This window comes from Pseudomonas gingeri (assembly GCF_013386165.1).
In the GTDB taxonomy this organism is placed as follows: domain Bacteria; phylum Pseudomonadota; class Gammaproteobacteria; order Pseudomonadales; family Pseudomonadaceae; genus Aquipseudomonas; species Aquipseudomonas gingeri_C.
Genome location: NZ_JACAOS010000003.1, coordinates 967921 through 986455 on the forward strand (window position 1 = coordinate 967921; position 18535 = coordinate 986455).

Sequence of the window (18535 nt, forward strand, 5' to 3'; positions counted from 1 at the left end):
CTGTAGGAGCTGGCTTGCCAGCGATGAGGCCCGCAAGCATTGCATCGACTATCCGGCCGCCATCGCCAGCAAGCCGACTCCTACAGATTTGAAACCTGTATTGTCTCAGTGCATGTCGGCGTGATCGGCCATGCTGTTCAACGCCCGAGCCCGAGCCTTGACCTCGATCGACTCCTTAACACCCTGGGCATTTTCCACCACCAGCGTCAGCGGCACCTCATCGCCCTCCTTCACCTGCCCCACCAGATCAATCAGCATCACGTGATAACCCTCGGGCTCGATGGCCACGGTCTTGCCCGCCGGCAGCGCTACGAAAGTCACAGGCTGCATGCTCATGATGTCGTTTTGCATTTTCGACTCATGGATCTGCACGATCTTGGCCACCGGCGATTTCGCCTCCAGCAGCTTGGCGTTGTCACTTGAGGTGATCCGCATAAACGCCCCGGTCGAAGGCTGGCCCGGCACGGTGGCGCGCACCCAGGCATCGTCCACGGTGGTTTGCGCAAAAGCCGGGACGCTCAGCAAGGCGAGCAGGGAAAACATCAGGGCGTTCAAGGGTTTCATGGCAGTGACCTTCTTAATTCGAGTATTCATCAGCAGACTTCCATCACCGTGAGCAGATCCTCTGCACACTGTTTGGCCGACAGCGATGGCGACAGCCCCAAGCGCAACACGCCCCGCGTGTCATAGACAAAACTGGTGGCCGAATGGGACAGCGTGTAGGTCGAACCGCTGGGGATTTTTTCGTAGAACACCTTGAATTCCTTGGCGGTGGCCGCGGTTTCTTCCAGGGTGCCGTAAAGCGCGACGAAGCTGGGGTCGAAGGCTTTTACATAGGCATCGAGCACCTTGGGCGTATCGCGCTCCGGGTCCAGGGTGATGAAGATCACCTGCAAACGATCACCGTCCACGCCCATCAGCTTCTTGGCCTGGACCGCCCTGGCCAGCGCGGTCGGGCAGACAGCCGGACACTGGGTGAAACCGAAAAACACCATCGGCATCAGGCCGCGGTAGCTGGACAGCGTCTTGACGTTGCCTGCGGTGTCCTTCAGCTTGAAGGTCCGCCCGAGGATCTCGTCGCTCAGGTCCTTGCCGTATTTGTACGACAGGCTGTTGGAGCTGTCACAACCGGTCAGCGCGCCGAGGCCGAGCAGGCCAAGGCCGGCAACCACCTGGCGGCGAGTCAGCAATTCATTCATGTTCTGTAGTCCTTCGTATGGAGCGATGTCGCGGCCTTGCGCTACCGAAAAGGCCTATTGACGCACATCAGCGGGCGTCAGGGCGTATCAGGTAGCAGGCCGTCCCGACAATGATCGGTACAGCAGATCAGACGCTGGCCTGAGGCGGCGCACGGGAGCGGGCACCCGGGAAAACCGGGGCCGAAGCTTGCTCGGGGATGAAATGATTGTGCGCAAAGCTGACCGGGACCAGGGCCAGACGCGGCGCCAGGGCATGGGAGTCGCTGAGCGCCGGGTGCTGGAACAGCAGCGAGCAATAGCCGCATTTCTCCCAGAGCATCGTCCCGTGATGATCCGCCAGGCTCGGGCCGGGGACGGCGCCACAGATATCATCGTTCGCCGGGGCGGCGCCGTGGGCCAGACTCAGCCCCTGCCCGATCAGCGGGCCGGCGAAGACCAGCAGCATCGCCAGCAGGCTGAGCCAGGCGCCGATGCGACGGCGTCCGGACGATCGAAGGGACTGAATGGGTTTCATAGGCGCAGAATGTAACACCGTCGCCGTGGCCGGTGGTGCGACAAAATGGCACATCGAGCACCGCCCGGGGCCACAGGCTTCACGCCAACTTGACGTTCATGGTGATACGCGCCGTGAACACCTGCACGCCCTCCTCGTCACGAATGTCCACCACCACGACCTTGTCTCCCGGGCTCGACCAGTCGACGGCACTGCCATCGGCCACGGCGCGCACGTCGGTCTTGGCCTTGGCCAGGTATTCAACGCTCATGCCCTTGGGAATCCAGCGCGCCCCTGGCGGAATCGACACATCGGTCATCACTCCGGCCGCCAGCTCTGCGGCGTTGCACAGGGCAATGGCGTGGACGCTGCCCAGGTGATTGGTAATTTCCCGACGAAACGGTACCTGGACCTGCGAATGCCCCGCACGCAGCTCACTGATCAACGGGTTGATGGTGCTGAAGTAAGGGGCCATCTGGCAGGCCATCTGACTGAATTTTTCCGGACCGACGCTGGTGAACATGCTCAGGAACTGGCTCATGGGGTGTACCTCTGTGGATGTCTTGTTTGAGTTGCAGAATATTATTCTGTAAAAGAACAATATTCTGTTTGTTGAAAATCTGTCAAGCTCACTCCACCCTCCCCTCCGATTCCTGCCTTGCCACCGGACTTAGGTTGTTGCTTCCATGGAAAACCTTGATCTTCTCGAACGCTGTTACCCGGGCCGTCGGGCCGAATTGAAACGCGCGATCCTGGCGCAGGCGCTGTCCAGTTTTAACGAGCACGGGATCGAAGCCACGACCATCGAGACCATCCGCGCCGAGTGCGATACCAGTGTCGGGGCGATCTATCACCACTTCGGCAACAAGGAAGGCTTGGTGGCGGCACTGTTCTTCGCCGCGCTGGAAGACCAGGCCGGGTTGCGTGAGCGTTATCTCTCGGCTGCCCGAACCTTGCAGGACGGTGTTCAGGCACTGGTGCACAGCTATGTCGACTGGGTGGACGAGCAACCGCAATGGGCACGCTTCCAGTTCCAGGCTCGATTTGTCGTGGCCCAGGGGCCTCACGCCACGGAGTTGGCCAGCCGTAACAAGGCACGTAATCGGCAGTTACGCGAATGGCTGAGCGAGCCGGCCCACGCCGACGGCCTGAAGAACATTCCTGCCGAGTTGTTGCTGTCGTTGATTGTCGGGCAGGCCGAGAATTACTGCCGGGCCTGGTTATCCGGGCGGGTTCAGAGTCGCCCCGCGACGTTCAGGACCGAGTTGGCCGTAGCGGCCTGGCGTTCGTTGCAGGTCTAACGGATGGGTGGGAAATTGGCGGAAGGCAGCCGGAGTCGAACCTGCCCGGGAACAGATGCCGTCCCCAACCGGGTTTGAAGCCCGGCCGCGCCACCGGGCGCGATTGCCTTCCTTGAAATCTTCAGCGCAGGCCTTCACGGGCCAGCGCGTTGTCAGCGCGAATAAAACGCAGGTTGCCGACCCGCCGCGTCAGACCGATCCGGTCGAAAAACTCGAGTATCTGAATGCAGCGTTTACGCCCCAACCCCAACCGATCACGAAAGGCAATCACCCGCACTGTCGGGTTATCCGCCGCCAACTGCACCAGCATAGCTGCCAATTGCCGGACTGCCGCCTCCGTGTAAAAACGGTCGTTCACCACCTGGTAGACCTGCCCCAGTCTTGCCAGCTTGCGTAGCAACAGGCGCACGGCGGCTTCATCCTGCCCGGTGGACTGCGCCAGACTGCGTACCCACGGCGGATCGACGGCGCTCTGCTCCAGCAGTGGTTGCAGCTGTCGCCACAAACCATCGTCGTCATCGCTCAGGCGCACCTGGTGCTCGGGCAGATGCAACCAGGGGCCGCTGGCAACCAGCACGGCTTCTTCGAGCAAAGCGTCCAGCAGGCTGATAAACGCCGGGCGTTCCAGCGACAAGGCGGCAAAGCGCCGCAAGCGATCACGATCGGGCCCCAATTGATCGGGTTCCTGGGCGTGAAAGCGCGCCAGATGCGCCAGCAAGGCATCCTTCTGGGCTTGCCAACCCACGGTGCTGAACAGCAACGGCCCTTGCCGCGTGGTAATCACTCGGATGTCGGCGGGCAGGTTCCAGGTACCGCGCAGGCGATTGAACTGGCGCTCCAGCCGTTGCGGATCAAGACCGCCGGCGCTGCCGGCGAGCAATGTAGGCAACACCGCTTCCAGGTTCGGGGCCCCGGCCAAGGCCTGCAATTGCGCCAGACGCTCGGGACTGCGCCGGTGACGGGTCGGCGCAAAGGGGTCCAACACCCGGCCCCCGCCCAGGGTTCGTTGGGCGCTTTGATCACGTAACACCAGGCGATCGCCGTACACGGCGTGCAACGGTCCATGGCTGATCAACTGGGCAAAGGCCCGCCCTCCCGGTGCCAGCCGCGTGGTGTCCAGGAGTGCCACCCGGCCGAGTACATCCTGGGTCCCCAGATGAATGTGCACCGGGCTGAAATGTTCGAACTGGCGTATTTCGCTGGGAAGCAGTTGCAGCTCGATGTCCAGCCGCTGAGTCGGTGCGTGCAGCCACTCGGACTGCAACCAGTGGCCGCGGTGAATCTGCTCGAGTGTCAGGCGCTCGGCACTCAGGTTCAGCGCGACCCGTTGCCCGGCGAACGCCTCGTTCCCCGGCTGGTTCTGCGCGTGCAGGCCGCGAACCCGCACGGCTTTGCCCGTGGGGCCGAGTGCCAGGATGTCGCCGGTACTGACATGGCCGGACAACGCCGTCCCCGTGACCACGATGCCACTGCCCGGCACATTGAACGCACGGTCGATGGCCAGGCGAAAGCCGCCTTCGGCACTGCGTCGGCGAATCTCATCCTGGGCCTGGAGCAAGGCCTGACGAAGTGTCTCGATGCCTTCTGCGCTGACACTGGAAACCTCGATCAGCGGCGCCTGCGCATAAGGGCCAGAGGCCAATAGCGCCTGGATCTCGGCGCGCACCTGAATCCTGCGCACCGGTTCGACCCGATCGCATTTGCTGATCGCCACCAGCGCCTGGGGAATGCCCAGCAGTTCGACAATCGCCAGATGCTCACGGGTCTGGGGCATCACCCCATCGTCGGCGGCCACCACCAGCAATACCAGGTCGATCCCCTGGGCACCGGCCAGCATGTTATGGATAAACCGTTCATGGCCGGGCACATCGATAAAACCGGTCAGCGCGGCGCCGCTCGCCAGCGGGGCATAGAGGTAACCCAGGTCGATGGTGATACCGCGTTCGCGTTCCTCCCGGCGTTTGTCGCCGGCCTGGCCGGTCAATGCCTGGAGCAGGCTGGTCTTGCCATGGTCGATATGCCCCGCCGTGCCGACGATCACCCTACCCGACTCCCCTGCGACCCGCTTTTTGTAGGAGCAAGCTTGCTCGCGATAAACGATGACGCGGTCCCAAGGCTCAACCCCTCAAGCTGTGCCACCCAAGCCGCCTCATCATCCAACTGACGCAAATCCAGCCACAAGGCGTCATCATCGATTCGCCCCAACACCGGAATCGGCAAGCCCCGCAGCGCCGCCTCCAGTCCATGCAGACTACGTCCGCGCAAACGTTTCGAGGTATTGGCCCGCAGGCACAACGCCGCGCTGGGCAAGCGCGCCACCGGTTGGCTGCCGCTGCCGATCATGCCCAGCGCCGGCACTGCCGAGACATTCCAACCCTCCCCCAAGACAGCGACCAACAACGGGCGCAGACGCTCGGCCTGGGCCAGGATCTCCGCCTGGGGCCGGGTCAACAGACGCAAGCTGGGCAAACGCTCGGCCAATCGATCCGGATTACGGTACAACCCCAGTACCGCCTCCAGGGCGGCAAGGGTCAGTTTGTCGACCCGCAATGCCCGTTTCAGTGGATTCTTCTTGATCTTCGCGATCAGTTCCTTGCGCCCGACGATCAGCCCGGCCTGGGGGCCGCCGAGTAATTTGTCACCGCTGAAGGTCACGATATCGGCACCGTCTTCCAGCGCCTGGCGCACCGTCGGTTCGGCCGGCAGGCCCCAGCGTGTGAGATCGAGCAGGCTGCCGCTGCCGAGGTCTTCGAGCAATGGCAGCCCATGGCGATGGGCAATCTGTGCCAGCTCGGCGGTGGGCACCTGGGCAGTGAAACCCTGGATGTTGTAGTTGCTCGCATGCACCCGCATCAGCAGGCCGCTGCGTGGGCCGATGGCGGTTTCATAGTCACGGGCATGGGTGCGATTGGTGGTGCCCACTTCATGCAGGCGGACACCGGCGCGGGCCATGATGTCGGGAATGCGGAAGGCGCCGCCGATCTCGATCAGTTCACCCCGGGAGATAATGCCTTCCTTGCGTTGCCCGAGGCTGTTGAGGGCCAGCAGCACGGCGGCGGCATTGTTGTTGACCACGGTGACGGCTTCGGCGCCGGTCAGTTCGCGAATCAGACCCTCGATCAGATCGTCACGCTCACCACGCTTGCCGCTGTGCAGATCGAACTCCAGGTTCAGCGGGTAGCGGGCAGCCATTTGCACGGCGTCGATGGCTTCTTCCGGTAGCAATGCACGGCCAAGGTTGGTGTGCAACACCGTGCCGGTCAGGTTGAATACCCGTTGCACACGGCTACGGTGCTGGTTGAACAGACGTTCGCCAACCCGGCCCGCGAGAACCGGCGGGGTCAGTTCGGCGGCGCTGAGTTGGCCTGAGCGGGCCGGTTCGCGCAGTTCGTCGAGTAGCTGGCGCAGACTCGCCAGCAAGGCATCGCGGCCGTAACGCTCGACCAGGGGTTGGCAGGCGGGGTCGCGCAACAGGCTATCGATGGAGGGCAGACGGGGCGGGATAGCGGCAAGGCTTGAGGACATCAAGGGTTTCCTGAAAGCACGATGCGAAAACCTGAGTGTAGACGCCATCGCTCCCTGTAGAAGCAGCCGGTCGACGCTCGATTGCTCGCGATGGACGTCAACGATAATGCGCGCACTCTGACACCCAGCGGTGCCTGGACTACCATCGCGAGCAAGCTCGCTCCTACACGGTCAATCGCCGCCTGGGGCCAGCAGCAGGTTCGGGGCTTGACGCAGGTAGCCTTCCTGGTCGAGACGAATGTCCAGCGCCAGGCTGGTGATATCGGCTGACAGCGGCTCAGCCTCGGCGTCTTCTTCCAGGTAGATCAACTTGAGATAGCTGTTGCAACCCGGGCAGATTTCCGCGCGCAACGGCGCATGACCCGCCGCGTGCAGGTCATCCCCCAGGCTCAGGTACTTGAGCCCCTTGCTCTGTTCGCAGTAGATGCACTTGACCCGCACCACATGCCACTCGCAGGCGCACAACGAACACACCAGGTAACGCAGGCCATTGAACTTACCCCGGTGCCGAATCACCCCGGCCATCGCCGGCGAACCACAGGCCGGGCACTGGCTCAGGCTGTCACAGGGTTTCAAGGCGAGGTTCGGCACGCTCAACAACCAATGGCTCCAGGCCGCCTGCAACGCCGCGCCAAGAAACGGCACCAGCGCCGCCGGCAGCCCGGCATATTGGCCACCAAGCAAAGCCAGCGCCCAGACTTTGCGTTGCCCGGCCCGGCTGTCCCGCAAGGTGCCGATAGCCTGTCTTACGGCGGGAACGCTGCTGGTATAACCCGAGAGCAAGGCATCCAGCCAAGGCAGCCAGAGGTCTTCGCGCACCAGGCTGTCGGCGGCCAACGGTGGCAGGCCATGTTCCAGGCACAGCCGCTGGCGCTCAGGGTCGGGCAACAGATTACTCGGTGGCTGCTCCAGCAACCGCTGCTGCTCCTGGCAAAGCCCGGCCACCAAGGTGATGTACTCGGCCAATGGATGCCCGACCGCCAAATGCTCCAGCCGGGCCGCGCGCAGGGCGAACAGCGTCGGCGGCGGCAGGTGCAGGAACGGCGGCGAACTGGCCGAGGCTTCGATCTGTCCAGGTTCCAATATCGTGCTCAAGCGCTTATCCCTTTTTCCGTGGCTCGGCGGTCGGAGCTTCGCTGCGGGTGACTTCGCGGTACCACAACTCATGGTGTTTGCGCGCCCAGGAGCGGCTGACCCAGCCATGCAGCATGGCCCCGACCGAGCCCTTGATCCAGATGCCGGCATAAATATGCACGATGATGCTCAACACCAGCACGAACGCCGCCAGTGCATGGAGCAACACCGCCAGGCGAATGCTGCCGATACCGAAGTACTGGCTGAAATACGCCCGCCAGATCACCACCCCGCTGACCAGCAAGACCAGCATGCAAGCCAACAGCGTCCAGAACAGCAGCTTCTGTCCAGGGTTGTACTTGCCAATCGGTGGTACGCCCTCCTCCTCGTTGCGAATCACCCGGTCGACCCGCCTGAGCCACAGGCGGTCATTGGCGATAAAGAAGTTGGCCCGCCAGAAACGGATCACCAGCCCGAGGAACAGCAGGAACATCAGCAGGCCCATGAACGGATGCAGGATACGAGTCCAGGGCCCGCCGCCGAACAGTTGGCTGAGCCAAAACAACGACGGGTGAAACAACGCCAGCCCCGACAGGCCAGCCATGAAGAACAGGATCGCCACCAGCCAGTGGTTGGTCCGTTGGTTGGCGGTATAACGCAGGATCGGCTTGCCGCTCATGGCCGTGGCTCCTCACCGGTTTTCGGATCAAAGACATGCACGCTGGGGTCGACCTGATGGACGCTGCTGTCCGTCGGCGCTGCCGGCTCGTCCTCCTCCACCCGTTGCGGGCCGATGCGCACATAGTGGAAAAAGCCCGCCAGCACCGCCACGCCCATCGCCAACAGGCCCAGGGGCTTGCTGAGGCCTTTCCACAACTCGACAAAAGGACTGATGCTCGGCTGGTTCGGCAGACCGGCGTACAGTGACGGTTGGTCGGCGTGGTGCAGCACGTACATCACATGGGTGCCGCCAACGCCTGCCGGGTCGTACAAGCCGGCCTGGTCGAAACCACGGGACTTGAGGTCGACGATGCGCTCGGCGGCGTGTTCCTTCATGTCTTCCTTGCTGCCGAAGACAATCGCCCCGGTCGGGCAGGTTTTCACGCAGGCCGGCTCCAAGCCCACCGCCACCCGGTCCGAACACAAGGTGCACTTATAGGCCTTGTGGTCCTTTTGCGAGATACGCGGTATGTCGAAGGGACAACCAGTGATGCAATAACCGCAACCGATGCAATGATCCTGGTTGAAGTCGACGATGCCATTGGCATGCTTGATGATCGCCCCCGGACTGGGGCAGGCCTTCAGGCAGCCGGGGTCGGCGCAATGCATGCAGCCGTCCTTGCGGATCAACCATTCCAGGGTGCCCGCCGGGGTCTCATGCTCGGTGAAGCGCATCAGGGTCCAGCTTTCGGCACTCAGGTCCTGGGGATTGTCGTAGGTGCCATGGTTGTGGCCGACCTCGTCGCGCAGCTCATTCCATTCCGAACACGCCACCTGGCAGGCCTTGCAGCCGATGCACTTGGTGGTGTCGATCAGCTTGGCGACTTCTTCCTGCTGGCGCACGGAGGGCGGCAAGGTGGTGGTTGCCGAACGGGCAATGATGTCTTGGCTGGCCATCAGATTTTCTCCACGTTGACCAGGAACGACTTGGATTCCGGAGTCTGTGAATTACCATCGCCGAGGAACGGCACCAGGGTGTTGGTCAGGTAGCCGTGTCGCGCCACGCCGGTGAATCCCCAGTGCAGCGGGATACCGATATGGTGGACGACCTGATTGTTGACCTGCAGCGGTCGAATCCGCTTGGTCACCACCGCCACCGCTTCGATATGCCCACGCTTGGAGCTGACCCGCACCCGGTCGCCGGCAACAATGCCTTTCTCCTTGGCCAGCACCTCGCCGATCTCGACGAACTGCTCGGGCTGGACAATGGCGTTGAGCTTGCAGTGCTTGCTCCAGAAGTGGAAATGCTCGGTCAGCCGGTAGGTGGTGGCGGCATACGGGAAGTCCTTGGCCTGCCCCAGGGTGTCCCAGACCGAATCGAAGATCCGCGCCGCCGGATTGCTGGTGACTTTCTTGTTGTCCGGGTGCAGTGGGTTGATGCCGATGGGGGTTTCGAACGGCTCGTAATGTTCCGGGAACGGTCCTTCGGCCATCTTGTCGACGGCAAAGAACCGAGCAACGCCTTCGGGGTTCATGATGAACGGATTCATCCCGGCCTCCGGCGGCACATCGGGCTTGTAGTCGGGCACGTCGGTGCCGCCCCAGGCCTTGCCGTTCCACCACACCAGGCGTTTTTCCGGCGACCAGGGTTTGCCCTGGGTGTCGGCGGACGCGCGGTTGTAGAGAATCCGCCGGTTCATCGGCCAGGCCCAGGCCCAGCCCAGATGCTGTTTCATGCCGTAGGGGTCGCTGTTGTCGCGCCGGGCCATCTGATTGCCCTGCTCGGTCCAACTGCCACAGAAGATCCAGCAGCCCGAAGCGGTGCTGCCGTCGTCCTTGAGCTGGGCAAACCCGGCCAGTTGCTGGCCGGCCTTGATCGCGCTGCCCGTGGCATCGGTGAAGTCCGCGCTGGCATAGCCGTTGATTTCCCGGGCCAGTTCTTCCGGGGAGGGTTCATTGGCGATCTTGTAGGGCCAGCTCAGCTTGAGGATCGGCTCGGCAAAGGCCCCGCCGCTAGCCTGGTAACGCTGGCGCAGCCGCAGGAACAGTTCGCTCATGATCTTCACATCGGTGCGGGTTTCCCCCGGCCCCTCGGCGCCTTTCCAGTGCCACTGCAGCCAACGGCTGCTGTTGGTCAGCGAGCCGTCTTCCTCAGCGAAGCAGGTGGTCGGAAAGCGAATGACCTCCGTCTGGATACTGCCGGTGTCGACATCGTTGTAGGGCCCGGCATTGCGCCAGAACTCCGAGGTTTCGGTGGACAGCGGGTCCATCACCACCAGCCACTTGAGTTTGCCCAGGGCCGCGGTCACGCGGTTCTTGTCGGGCAACGCGGCAATCGGGTTGAAGCCCTGGCAGATATAGCCGTTGACCAGTCCGTGGCCCATCCGGTCGAACATGCGCAGGATGTCGTAGCCGGGGTTGTCGAGCTTGGGCAGCCAGTCATACCCCCAGTGGTTTTCAGCCGTGGCATTGGCGCCGTACCAGGCCTTCATCAGGCTGACATGGAACTTGCCGTAGTTCTGCCAATAGGACAGTTGGCCCGGACGCAGGGGCTTGAGGGCGCGCTTGGCGATATAGGTGTCGTAGTCCTGCTCGGCATCGGAGGCCAGGGTCAGGTAGCCGGGCAACGAGTTGGACAGCAACCCGAGGTCCGTCAGCCCCTGGATGTTCGAGTGACCGCGCAAGGCATTGACCCCGCCACCGGGCATCCCGACGTTACCCAGCAACAGCTGGACCATGGCGGCGCTGCGGATGATCTGCGAGCCGATGGAGTGCTGGGTCCAGCCCAGGGCATAGAGAATCGTCATGGTCTTGCCCGGTTGCGAGCAGGTGGCGATCTCGTCCCAGATCTTGCGCATGGCGTCCTGGGGCATGCCACAGGTCTGGCTCGCCAGCTCCAGGCTATAGCGGCTGTAATGCACTTTCATCAACTGATAGACGCAGCGCGGATCCTGCAGGCTCGGGTCGACCTTGGCGAAACCGTCCTCGCCCAGCTCATAACCCCAGGAAGACTTGTCGGTGTAGGTGCGGCTGGCCGCATCGTAGCCACTGAACAGCCCGTCCTCGAAACCGAAACCGGCTTTGACGATAAACGACACATCAGTGTAGTTGCGCACGTATTCGTGCTGGATCTTGTCCTCGGTCAGCAGGAAATTGATCAGCCCGCCCATGAAGGCGATATCGCTGCCGGTACGAATCGGCGCGTAGTAGTCGGCCACCGAGGCGGTCCGGGTAAAGCGCGGGTCGACCACGATCAGGCGGGCCTGGTTGTGGGCCTTGGCTTCGGTCACCCATTTGAAGCCGCACGGATGCGCTTCAGCGGCATTGCCACCCATCACCAGGATCAGATTCGCATTGGCGATATCGGTCCAGGTGTTGGTCATGGCTCCACGGCCGTACGTCGGGGCAAGACTTGCCACCGTCGGGCCGTGTCAGACACGTGCCTGGTTGTCGAACCCCAGCATGCCGAGATTGCGAATGACCTTGTGGGTCAGGTAACCGGCCTCATTGGACGCCGCCGAGGCGGCGAGAAAGCCGGTGGTCAGCCAACGGTTGACCGTCTGCCCCTGGGCGTTCTTCTCGATGAAGTTGGCGTCGCGGTCGGCCTTGATCAGGTCGGCGACGCGGTCCAAGGCTTCATCCCAGGAGATCCGGGTCCATTCCTGGCTGCCCGGCTTGCGCACCTGCGGGTACTTGAGGCGGTCGGGGCTGTGGATGAAGTCCAGCAGGCCGGCGCCTTTGGGACACAGGGTGCCGCGGTTGACCGGATGGTCGGCATCACCCTCGATATGGATGATGTTCTGGGCCACGTTCTTGGCGGTATCACCCTGGCTGTACAGGATCAACCCGCAACCGACCGAGCAATACGGACAGGTGTTACGGGTTTCATGGGTATGGGTGAGTTTGAAGTGGCGCACTTGCTCGGCAAAGGCAGGCGTCGGGGCCATGCCCAACGCGGCCAGGCTCGAGCCTCCAAGGCCGATAGCGGCGACCTTGAAGAACTGACGACGGTTGAGATCCATCGTGTACTCCCGATCAGGTGGTGGGCCCGGTCAGGTGCCGGGCTCTTTGAAACGATCACGGTGGCGGCAGGATTGCCGTCAGTTTCACTCTAGCCAAGATTGGCGATTGTGCGATGTGACCTGATCATCGGTGCCATACCATTGTAGGGGCGGCGTCAGGGCTTGCCGGCCACCTTGGCCGTTAGCGGCACGCCCTGCTGGCGAATCGAACGCTGGGTCAGCAGGACACGCTCCAGCGCCTGCTCCGCCTCGGAATCCTGCATGGGCGCATGAATGGCCGCCGAGACCAGGCTGATCAACTTGGCCATGACTTCGGCATCGGTGGCCGGGCGCCCCAGGCTCATGGCCTGCATCAGGAAGCGCAGCTCGGTCCCGGCAATCACCCCGGAAATCGCCTTGAGGGCGAATTGCAGGCGCACCCCGACTTCATTACGCGGCATATCCGGCAGCGCCAGGGCGAAAGCATTGAAGAACCGCTCGAACACCGGCTGGTAATGTTCCTTGAGGTATTCTTGGATAAAGGGCGAGGTATCGCTGTAGACCCGCCCCAGGAAACGAATGAAGGAACGGCTTTCATCGCCGTCGCCGCTGCGCTCCAGGCCCATGGCCGGGGCGAACAGCACCCCCAGCAGGGTCTCGCAATCCAGTGGGCCATCGGCCTGCTCTTCGCATTTGGCCAGCAGTTCCAGGCGCTGTTCGTTGAGCGGCCCCAGGCGCTGCATCAGCAAGGCGGTCATCAGGGAATCCTTGTCCCCGAAGTGGTAGTTCACCGCAGCCAGGTTGACCTGGGCGCGTTCGGTGATCTGGCGCAACAACACGGCGTCGTAGCCGTATTTGATAAACAGTGCCTCCGTGGCATCCAGCAATCGGGTCTTGGTGACATTCGGGGCACTGAGTTTCTTTGCGACCATATGTGAGGAGCCTTCGCGGGGGTGAAAATTTGACCGGATGAACAGCGTTTTAAAAATAAATTTGATTTTTTATACCCGTGAAAGCCTTTGAAAGCAAGCCTCTACGCCGGCTACCGTCTCTTATCGGGTGTTTGAAAACCATTCTATTTGGTTTCAAAAAGGACACAGTCCGATGCAATTTTGCCCAGGTCATCGCGCCTCACGGAAACGCTCAATCGACGCCGAACGGCTCGTGATCGCAGCCTGACATCAGCTTTCGGCACGCTCGGCACTGTTATCCGGGTAAGGCTAGCGTCTGCACCCGTAGCAGCGGTCATGTCTGACCAATAAAGTGTATCCAGTTGTCACGAAGTCCCGCTGGAAACGCCTGGGTTTTCCACGAAATAGACGGCTAGCGCCGACCCAAGATCACGGCTACTATTCAAACAATTATTTAAAATAAGAAAATAAACCCTGTGCTCGTCCCTGCCCCGAGAACCGCCTGAGCGTTCCACAACGCGCCCGGGACGGCGGCTCCTGTCAGGCCGGGCCGGCCGGCGCGATCAGCCATGACAGACACGATTGCTCACGAAGGCTTCATCTCCCTGCAAGGCATCGGCAAGCGTTATCGCCTCGCCGAGCAAACCCTCACCATTCTCGATAATGTCTCGCTGTCCATCGCGGCCGGTGAAAGCTGCGCTATTCTCGGTGCTTCCGGTTCGGGCAAAAGCACCCTGCTCAATATCCTCGGCCTGCTCGACCTGCCTGACGATGGCCATTATCGTTTTGCCGGCCATGACATCTTCCAGGCCAGCCCCGACCAACTGGCGGCGATCCGCAACCGCCAGATCGGCTTCGTCTTCCAGAGTTTCAACCTGCTGGCACGCCTCAGTGCCCTGGACAACGTCGCCCTGCCCTTGAGTTATCGCGGCATTCCCCGTGGGGAATCGCTGACGCGGGCCATGGCCATGCTCGAACAGGTCGGCCTGGAGGCGCGTGCGCACCATCGCCCTGCCGACCTCTCCGGAGGCCAGCGCCAGCGGGTAGCAATCGCCCGGGCGCTGGTGGGCGAACCTTCGGTGATCCTTGCCGACGAACCCACCGGCAACCTCGACAGCAGCACCGCCCGGGAAATCATGGACCTGTTGCTGGAGCTCAATAGGGTCCGCCAGGTCACGTTGATCATCGTCACCCATGACCCGCAGATTGCCCAACGCCTGGAACGGCAGATCCGCGTGCACAACGGCGTGATACACGAGGCTTGCCCGGCATGAACGCGCGGGTCGAACAAAGCGCCAGCCAACTGCTTCACGAAGCCTTTGTCAGCCTGAGGACCCTGGGAAAACGCTCACTCCTGGCCTTGCTGGGGATTGTCATCGGCAGTTCATCGGTGATCGCCCTGATCAATATCGGCCATAACGCGGCGCAGGAAGCCTCGGCGATCTTCAAGGACATGGGCACCGATACGCTGTCAGTCGCGTTCCCCGGCAACGCCGATATGCGCACACCGATGCCGGCGACCTTCGACGTGTCATCGTTGAGCACGGCATTACCCAGCCTGCTGGATATCGCCCCGATCACCCTGTCCAGCGCCGCGGTGGTATTTCACGGCCGGACCAGCAACGCCAACCTGGTGGGCAGCACCGCGCAACTGATGGGCGCCATGCGCCTGCAGCTCAGCGAAGGCCGCTTCATCTCCGACTTCGATCACGGCGAAACCTACGCCGTGGTCGGGTCCAAGGTTGCCCAGGCACTGGGCAAGCCCGGAGATCCGCTGCGCCTGGGCGAACGCATCCGCATCAATGACTACCTGTTCCAGGTGATCGGCATTGCCCGTAGCCAGCCAGCCGCCATCCTGATTCCGGTGCAGGCCGACGACTCGCTGTTTCTGCCCATCGAAGGCCTGCGCAGGATCATGAGCGACCCGCAGATCAGCAACCTCATCGTCCGGGTTGCCCCCGGCCAGGACACCAATAAGGTCGCCGATGCCTTGAGCCAAGCCTTGAAACAGACGTTCAGGGGCCGCCAAGTCGAGGTTCAGGTGCCGCAACAGATCATCGACGGCATGACCCGGCAAAGCCGGACCTTCGGTTATCTGCTGATGGCCCTGGGCGGCATCTCCCTGGTCGGCGGCGGCGTCGGGGTGATGAACGTAATGCTGATGAACGTCTCCGAGCGCCGCCGGGAGATCGGCGTACGCATGGCACTGGGGGCGCGGCGCAAGGATATCCGCAACCTGTTTCTGCTGGAGGCGGTCACTCTGACTGCGGTCGGTGCAGTATCCGGCGCCCTGCTGGGCATGGGCGCCGCCTATGTTTACGCACGCATATCCGGCTGGCAATTTTCCCTGGCGGTCCTGTCACTTCCATTGGGGGTCGGCAGCACCCTGTTGGTCGGCCTGTTTTTCGGCCTTTACCCGGCCATTTCGGCATCACGACTGCAACCGGTTGAGGCCCTGCGCGATGAATAGACCCCGGCCATGGATGGCGATGCTGCTCTGCCTGTTTTGCTACCCGGCGCTGGCCGCCGACACGCTCATCGGCCAGCCATCGGCTCCGAGCCTGCGTGGCAGCCAGGCCCGCGGCGCACTGCTGAGCCAGCAGAACACCGACCTGACCCTGGGCGATGCGGTGTATCTGGGCTTGCGCAATAACCGCAGCATTCGTAGCGCCTACCTGCAACGTATCGGGCAGAAGTTCGACCTGCTGGTTTCCGAAGATCTGTTCAACCCCAAGCTGCTGATCAGCGGCACCTACCAGGCAAACCGGGGCTCCAAGGACAGCGCGCGCAATGCCACCCTGTCGCCGACCACCAGCCTGCTCAGTGAGTACGGAACCCGCCTGAGCATGGCCTGGACCCGGCAACTGACCAATGCCGATATCGCCGGTCGTTATCGCAGCGACGGCCTCGACCTGGCGATCATCCAGCCGCTGATGCGTGGCGCTGGTTGGGATGTGACCACCGCGCCGTTGCGCCTGGCGCGGATCACCGAGCAGGTCAACCGCCTGAGCCTCAAGTCCGGCGTCGCCCAGACCATCAGCGACATCATCTCGGCCTACCGCGAACTGCTCAGGTCCCAGGAGCAACTGAGCATTGCCGCCGACGCCCTCAAGCGCGCCCGTGCCCTGCTGGACGTGAACAAGGCACTGATCGCGGCCGGACGCATGGCCGAATTCGAAATCGTCCAGACCGAAGCCGACATCGCTACCCAGGAGCTGGGGGTGGAGGAAGCCCGCAACCAGGTGGATGTCAATCGCCTGTCCCTGCTGCGCCTGCTGGCCCTGGACCTGTCCACGCCGATCCACGCCACCGAGGCGTTGGAGGCCAACCCGATCACCATCAACAAGCAGGACGCCTTTCGCGTGGCCCAGGTCCAGCAGCCGGACTACCTCGCCTCCTTGCTCGGCAGCCAGCAAGCCGACCTCAACCTGGTGATCGCCAAGGACCAGAGTCGCTGGGATGTGTCGCTGGTGGCCGGGGCCAACCAGATCCGCGATCGCACCGATAACGACAGCGGGAATGTCGGCAGCCGCCGTTGGGACAGCTACGCCGGCGTCCAGGTGCAGATTCCCATCGGCGACCTCAGTACCCGCCAGGCCGAAGTGCATGCCCGGGTCGATGTGGAGAATCAGCAGATCATCCTCGCCGATGCCAAGCAGGCGTTGGAGCGCAGCGTCAGTGACGTGGTGCGCGACCTGGGGACCCGCTGGCGGCAATACGAGATCGCCCAGCGCGCGGTGGACCTGTCCCGGCGCAAGTTGGATATCGAACGGGAAAAACTCAGTGTTGGACGCTCCAGCAACTTCCAGGTGCTGAGCTATGAAGGCGATCTGCGTAACGCCGAAAACGCCCGACTCAACGCCCTGATTGCCTATTTGAACGCCCAGACCCAATTGGATCTGACCCTGGGCATGACGCTGGAGAGCTGGGACATTGCGCTCAATGACTACTGACAGAACGATTCGCCGTAAACGCTGGCTGCAAGGCGGCGCCCTGGGGTTGGTGGTGGTCGCTGCCGCCACGCTGATCGGCTATCGCGCCCCCGCCGCCGATCCGCCAAAGAACGCCCAGTGGATCCCCGTGCAGGCCGCGCCGCTGGTCCACCAGATTGGCCTGGTGGGCAAGATCGAACCGCAGAAGACCATCACCCTGACCGCACCCTTCGACGGCAATGTTCGCGCCGTGCTGGTGGAGCAGGGACAACGGGTCGAGTCCGGGCAGGCCCTCGTACAGATGGACCCGGCACTGCTGGAAATCCAGCTGCGCGATGCCTTGTCCGCCCAGCTCAAGGCCCGCCGCGCCGTCCAGGAGTTGCAGGATTGGAACAACAGCCAGCAGGTGGCTCGCTCCCGGCGTTCCCTCAGGGCGGTGGAAATGTCCGTCAGCAATAACGAACGCAAGCTGCGGGAAAGCCAGACCCTGCTCCAGCGCGGCATCATCGCCCGTAGCGAACTGGACGATCTGCAGCAGCAACTGCAAACCCAGCGCCTGGACCTGGCGGCGGCCCAGGGTGACCTGCAACAGGCCCTCGACCAGGGCAAGGGCGAATACCGTCAGATCGCCGACATGGAACTGACCAATGCCACGGTTAAATATGAAGCCTTGCGGACCCTGCTGGAGGGCAAGAATGTGCTCGCGCCCTTTGCCGGCATCGTCGTGCCAGCACCTGGTGCGAGTAGCCCCCAAGGCACCACAACCAACAGTTCGGGGCCAGTCCAGAACGGCAGCCGGGTCACCCAGGGGCAGGTGTTGTTCGGCCTGGCCAATATCGAACAACTGAAGATCGTCAGCAAGGTCTCGGAGCTGGACATCAACCAGTTGCATCAGGGCCAGCGTGTCGAAATACTCGGTGATGGTTTCGACGGCGTGCGGCTCGACGGTGCCGTCGACATTGTCAGCAGCCTCGCGCTACCCAGCGATTCGCCCGGCGGCAGCGCGCAGTTCCCGGTGACACTCTCGGTGCCGAAACTGAGCCCGGAGCAGTTGCAACGGGTCCGGCTGGGCATGAGCGCCCGCCTGACCATCATCACTTACCGCAATGATCAGGCAATCGTGCTTCCCCCTGCGGCGCTCCAACATATCGATAACGGCCTGGTGGTGGAGTACCGCGAGGCGGTCGATCAACCCATCAGACGCGTGACGGTCAGCGCTGGCCAGGCAACGCCGGAAGGCGTCGAAGTATTCGGCTTGCAACCGGGGTTTGTACGGCTGTTGGAGTGACGCGCCGATGACCGCTGAACAGGCGCCAACTGTGCTAAAGCACCCTGCGCTTGCGGAGGATCTTCCTGCTGACGAGGGGAGCTTTACCTACAAACAGAGTGATTCTCTAGAAAGCTCCTACACATATATCCGCAAATATAACGGCTATTAA

At 62.5% G+C, this 18535-nt stretch carries 16 protein-coding genes and 1 tRNA gene; 5 read left to right on the forward strand and 12 right to left on the reverse strand.

Going from position 1 to position 18535, the window contains the following annotated elements; genetic code table 11:
• Positions 1–105: 105 nt before the first annotated feature.
• The 4 genes from HX866_RS08860 to HX866_RS08875 all read right to left on the reverse strand — a co-directional run bounded on the left by HX866_RS08860 (position 106) and on the right by HX866_RS08875 (position 2233).
• Positions 106–564, reverse strand: a complete 459-nt coding sequence (locus HX866_RS08860) for a copper chaperone PCu(A)C (protein ID WP_177139319.1) — start codon at positions 562–564, stop codon at positions 106–108.
• Between the two features lie 29 nt (positions 565–593).
• Positions 594–1199, reverse strand: coding sequence for an SCO family protein (locus HX866_RS08865; RefSeq protein ID WP_177126089.1), 606 nt, complete (start codon positions 1197–1199; stop codon positions 594–596).
• A 127-nt stretch (positions 1200–1326) separates the two neighbouring features.
• Positions 1327–1713, reverse strand: coding sequence for a DUF2946 domain-containing protein (locus tag HX866_RS08870; RefSeq protein ID WP_177139097.1), 387 nt, complete (start codon positions 1711–1713; stop codon positions 1327–1329).
• A 79-nt stretch (positions 1714–1792) separates the two neighbouring features.
• Positions 1793–2233 carry a hotdog fold domain-containing protein gene (locus HX866_RS08875; protein ID WP_177097951.1) on the reverse strand — a complete coding sequence of 147 codons (441 nt, stop codon included), beginning with the start codon at positions 2231–2233 and terminating at the stop codon, positions 1793–1795.
• A 145-nt stretch (positions 2234–2378) separates the two neighbouring features.
• Between HX866_RS08875 and HX866_RS08880 the strand changes: the two genes are divergently transcribed.
• On the forward strand, positions 2379–2993 hold the full coding sequence (locus HX866_RS08880; protein WP_177139099.1) for a TetR/AcrR family transcriptional regulator: 615 nt from the start codon (positions 2379–2381) through the stop codon (positions 2991–2993).
• A 16-nt stretch (positions 2994–3009) separates the two neighbouring features.
• Here the strand turns inward: HX866_RS08880 and HX866_RS08885 are convergent.
• From HX866_RS08885 to HX866_RS08920, 8 genes are all read right to left on the reverse strand, one after another.
• Positions 3010–3105 (reverse strand) — tRNA-Sec (locus HX866_RS08885).
• Positions 3106–3114: 9 nt separating this feature from the next.
• The gene (gene selB / locus HX866_RS08890) at positions 3115–5034 is read right to left on the reverse strand and encodes a selenocysteine-specific translation elongation factor (RefSeq protein ID WP_177139100.1); all 1920 of its coding nucleotides are present in this window, start codon (positions 5032–5034) and stop codon (positions 3115–3117) included.
• Positions 5031–6518, reverse strand: coding sequence for an L-seryl-tRNA(Sec) selenium transferase (gene selA / locus HX866_RS08895; protein WP_177139102.1), 1488 nt, complete (start codon positions 6516–6518; stop codon positions 5031–5033). Before selA ends, selB begins: the two co-directional genes overlap by 4 nt.
• Positions 6519–6689: 171 nt before the next feature.
• On the reverse strand, positions 6690–7613 hold the full coding sequence (gene fdhE / locus HX866_RS08900; protein ID WP_177139104.1) for a formate dehydrogenase accessory protein FdhE: 924 nt from the start codon (positions 7611–7613) through the stop codon (positions 6690–6692).
• Positions 7614–7617: 4 nt separating this feature from the next.
• On the reverse strand, positions 7618–8271 hold the full coding sequence (locus HX866_RS08905; RefSeq protein ID WP_177139106.1) for a formate dehydrogenase subunit gamma: 654 nt from the start codon (positions 8269–8271) through the stop codon (positions 7618–7620).
• Positions 8268–9209 (reverse strand): formate dehydrogenase subunit beta, encoded by a 942-nt coding sequence (gene fdxH / locus HX866_RS08910; protein ID WP_177097957.1) that lies wholly within the window; start codon positions 9207–9209, stop codon positions 8268–8270. Before fdxH ends, HX866_RS08905 begins: the two co-directional genes overlap by 4 nt.
• The gene (fdnG, locus tag HX866_RS08915; RefSeq protein ID WP_177139108.1) at positions 9209–12274 is read right to left on the reverse strand and encodes a formate dehydrogenase-N subunit alpha; all 3066 of its coding nucleotides are present in this window, start codon (positions 12272–12274) and stop codon (positions 9209–9211) included. Before fdnG ends, fdxH begins: the two co-directional genes overlap by 1 nt.
• Positions 12275–12429: 155 nt before the next feature.
• Complete coding sequence (locus HX866_RS08920; protein WP_177139116.1) at positions 12430–13185, reverse strand: TetR/AcrR family transcriptional regulator; 756 nt, start codon at positions 13183–13185, stop codon at positions 12430–12432.
• 548 nt (positions 13186–13733) lie between these two features.
• Here HX866_RS08920 and HX866_RS08925 point away from each other — a divergent pair.
• From HX866_RS08925 to HX866_RS08940, 4 genes are read left to right on the forward strand one after another with little or no spacing between them, the layout of a single operon-like run.
• Positions 13734–14438 carry an ABC transporter ATP-binding protein gene (locus tag HX866_RS08925; RefSeq protein ID WP_177097960.1) on the forward strand — a complete coding sequence of 235 codons (705 nt, stop codon included), beginning with the start codon at positions 13734–13736 and terminating at the stop codon, positions 14436–14438.
• Positions 14435–15634 carry an ABC transporter permease gene (locus HX866_RS08930; RefSeq protein WP_177097961.1) on the forward strand — a complete coding sequence of 400 codons (1200 nt, stop codon included), beginning with the start codon at positions 14435–14437 and terminating at the stop codon, positions 15632–15634. The genes HX866_RS08925 and HX866_RS08930 overlap by 4 nt, the downstream gene beginning before the upstream one ends.
• Positions 15627–17117, forward strand: a complete 1491-nt coding sequence (locus tag HX866_RS08935) for a TolC family protein (RefSeq protein ID WP_177097962.1) — start codon at positions 15627–15629, stop codon at positions 17115–17117. Before HX866_RS08930 ends, HX866_RS08935 begins: the two co-directional genes overlap by 8 nt.
• A complete protein-coding gene (locus tag HX866_RS08940; RefSeq protein ID WP_177126099.1) occupies positions 17107–18384 on the forward strand; it encodes an efflux RND transporter periplasmic adaptor subunit in 1278 nt (425 codons plus the stop codon). Before HX866_RS08935 ends, HX866_RS08940 begins: the two co-directional genes overlap by 11 nt.
• Positions 18385–18535: the final 151 nt, after the last annotated feature.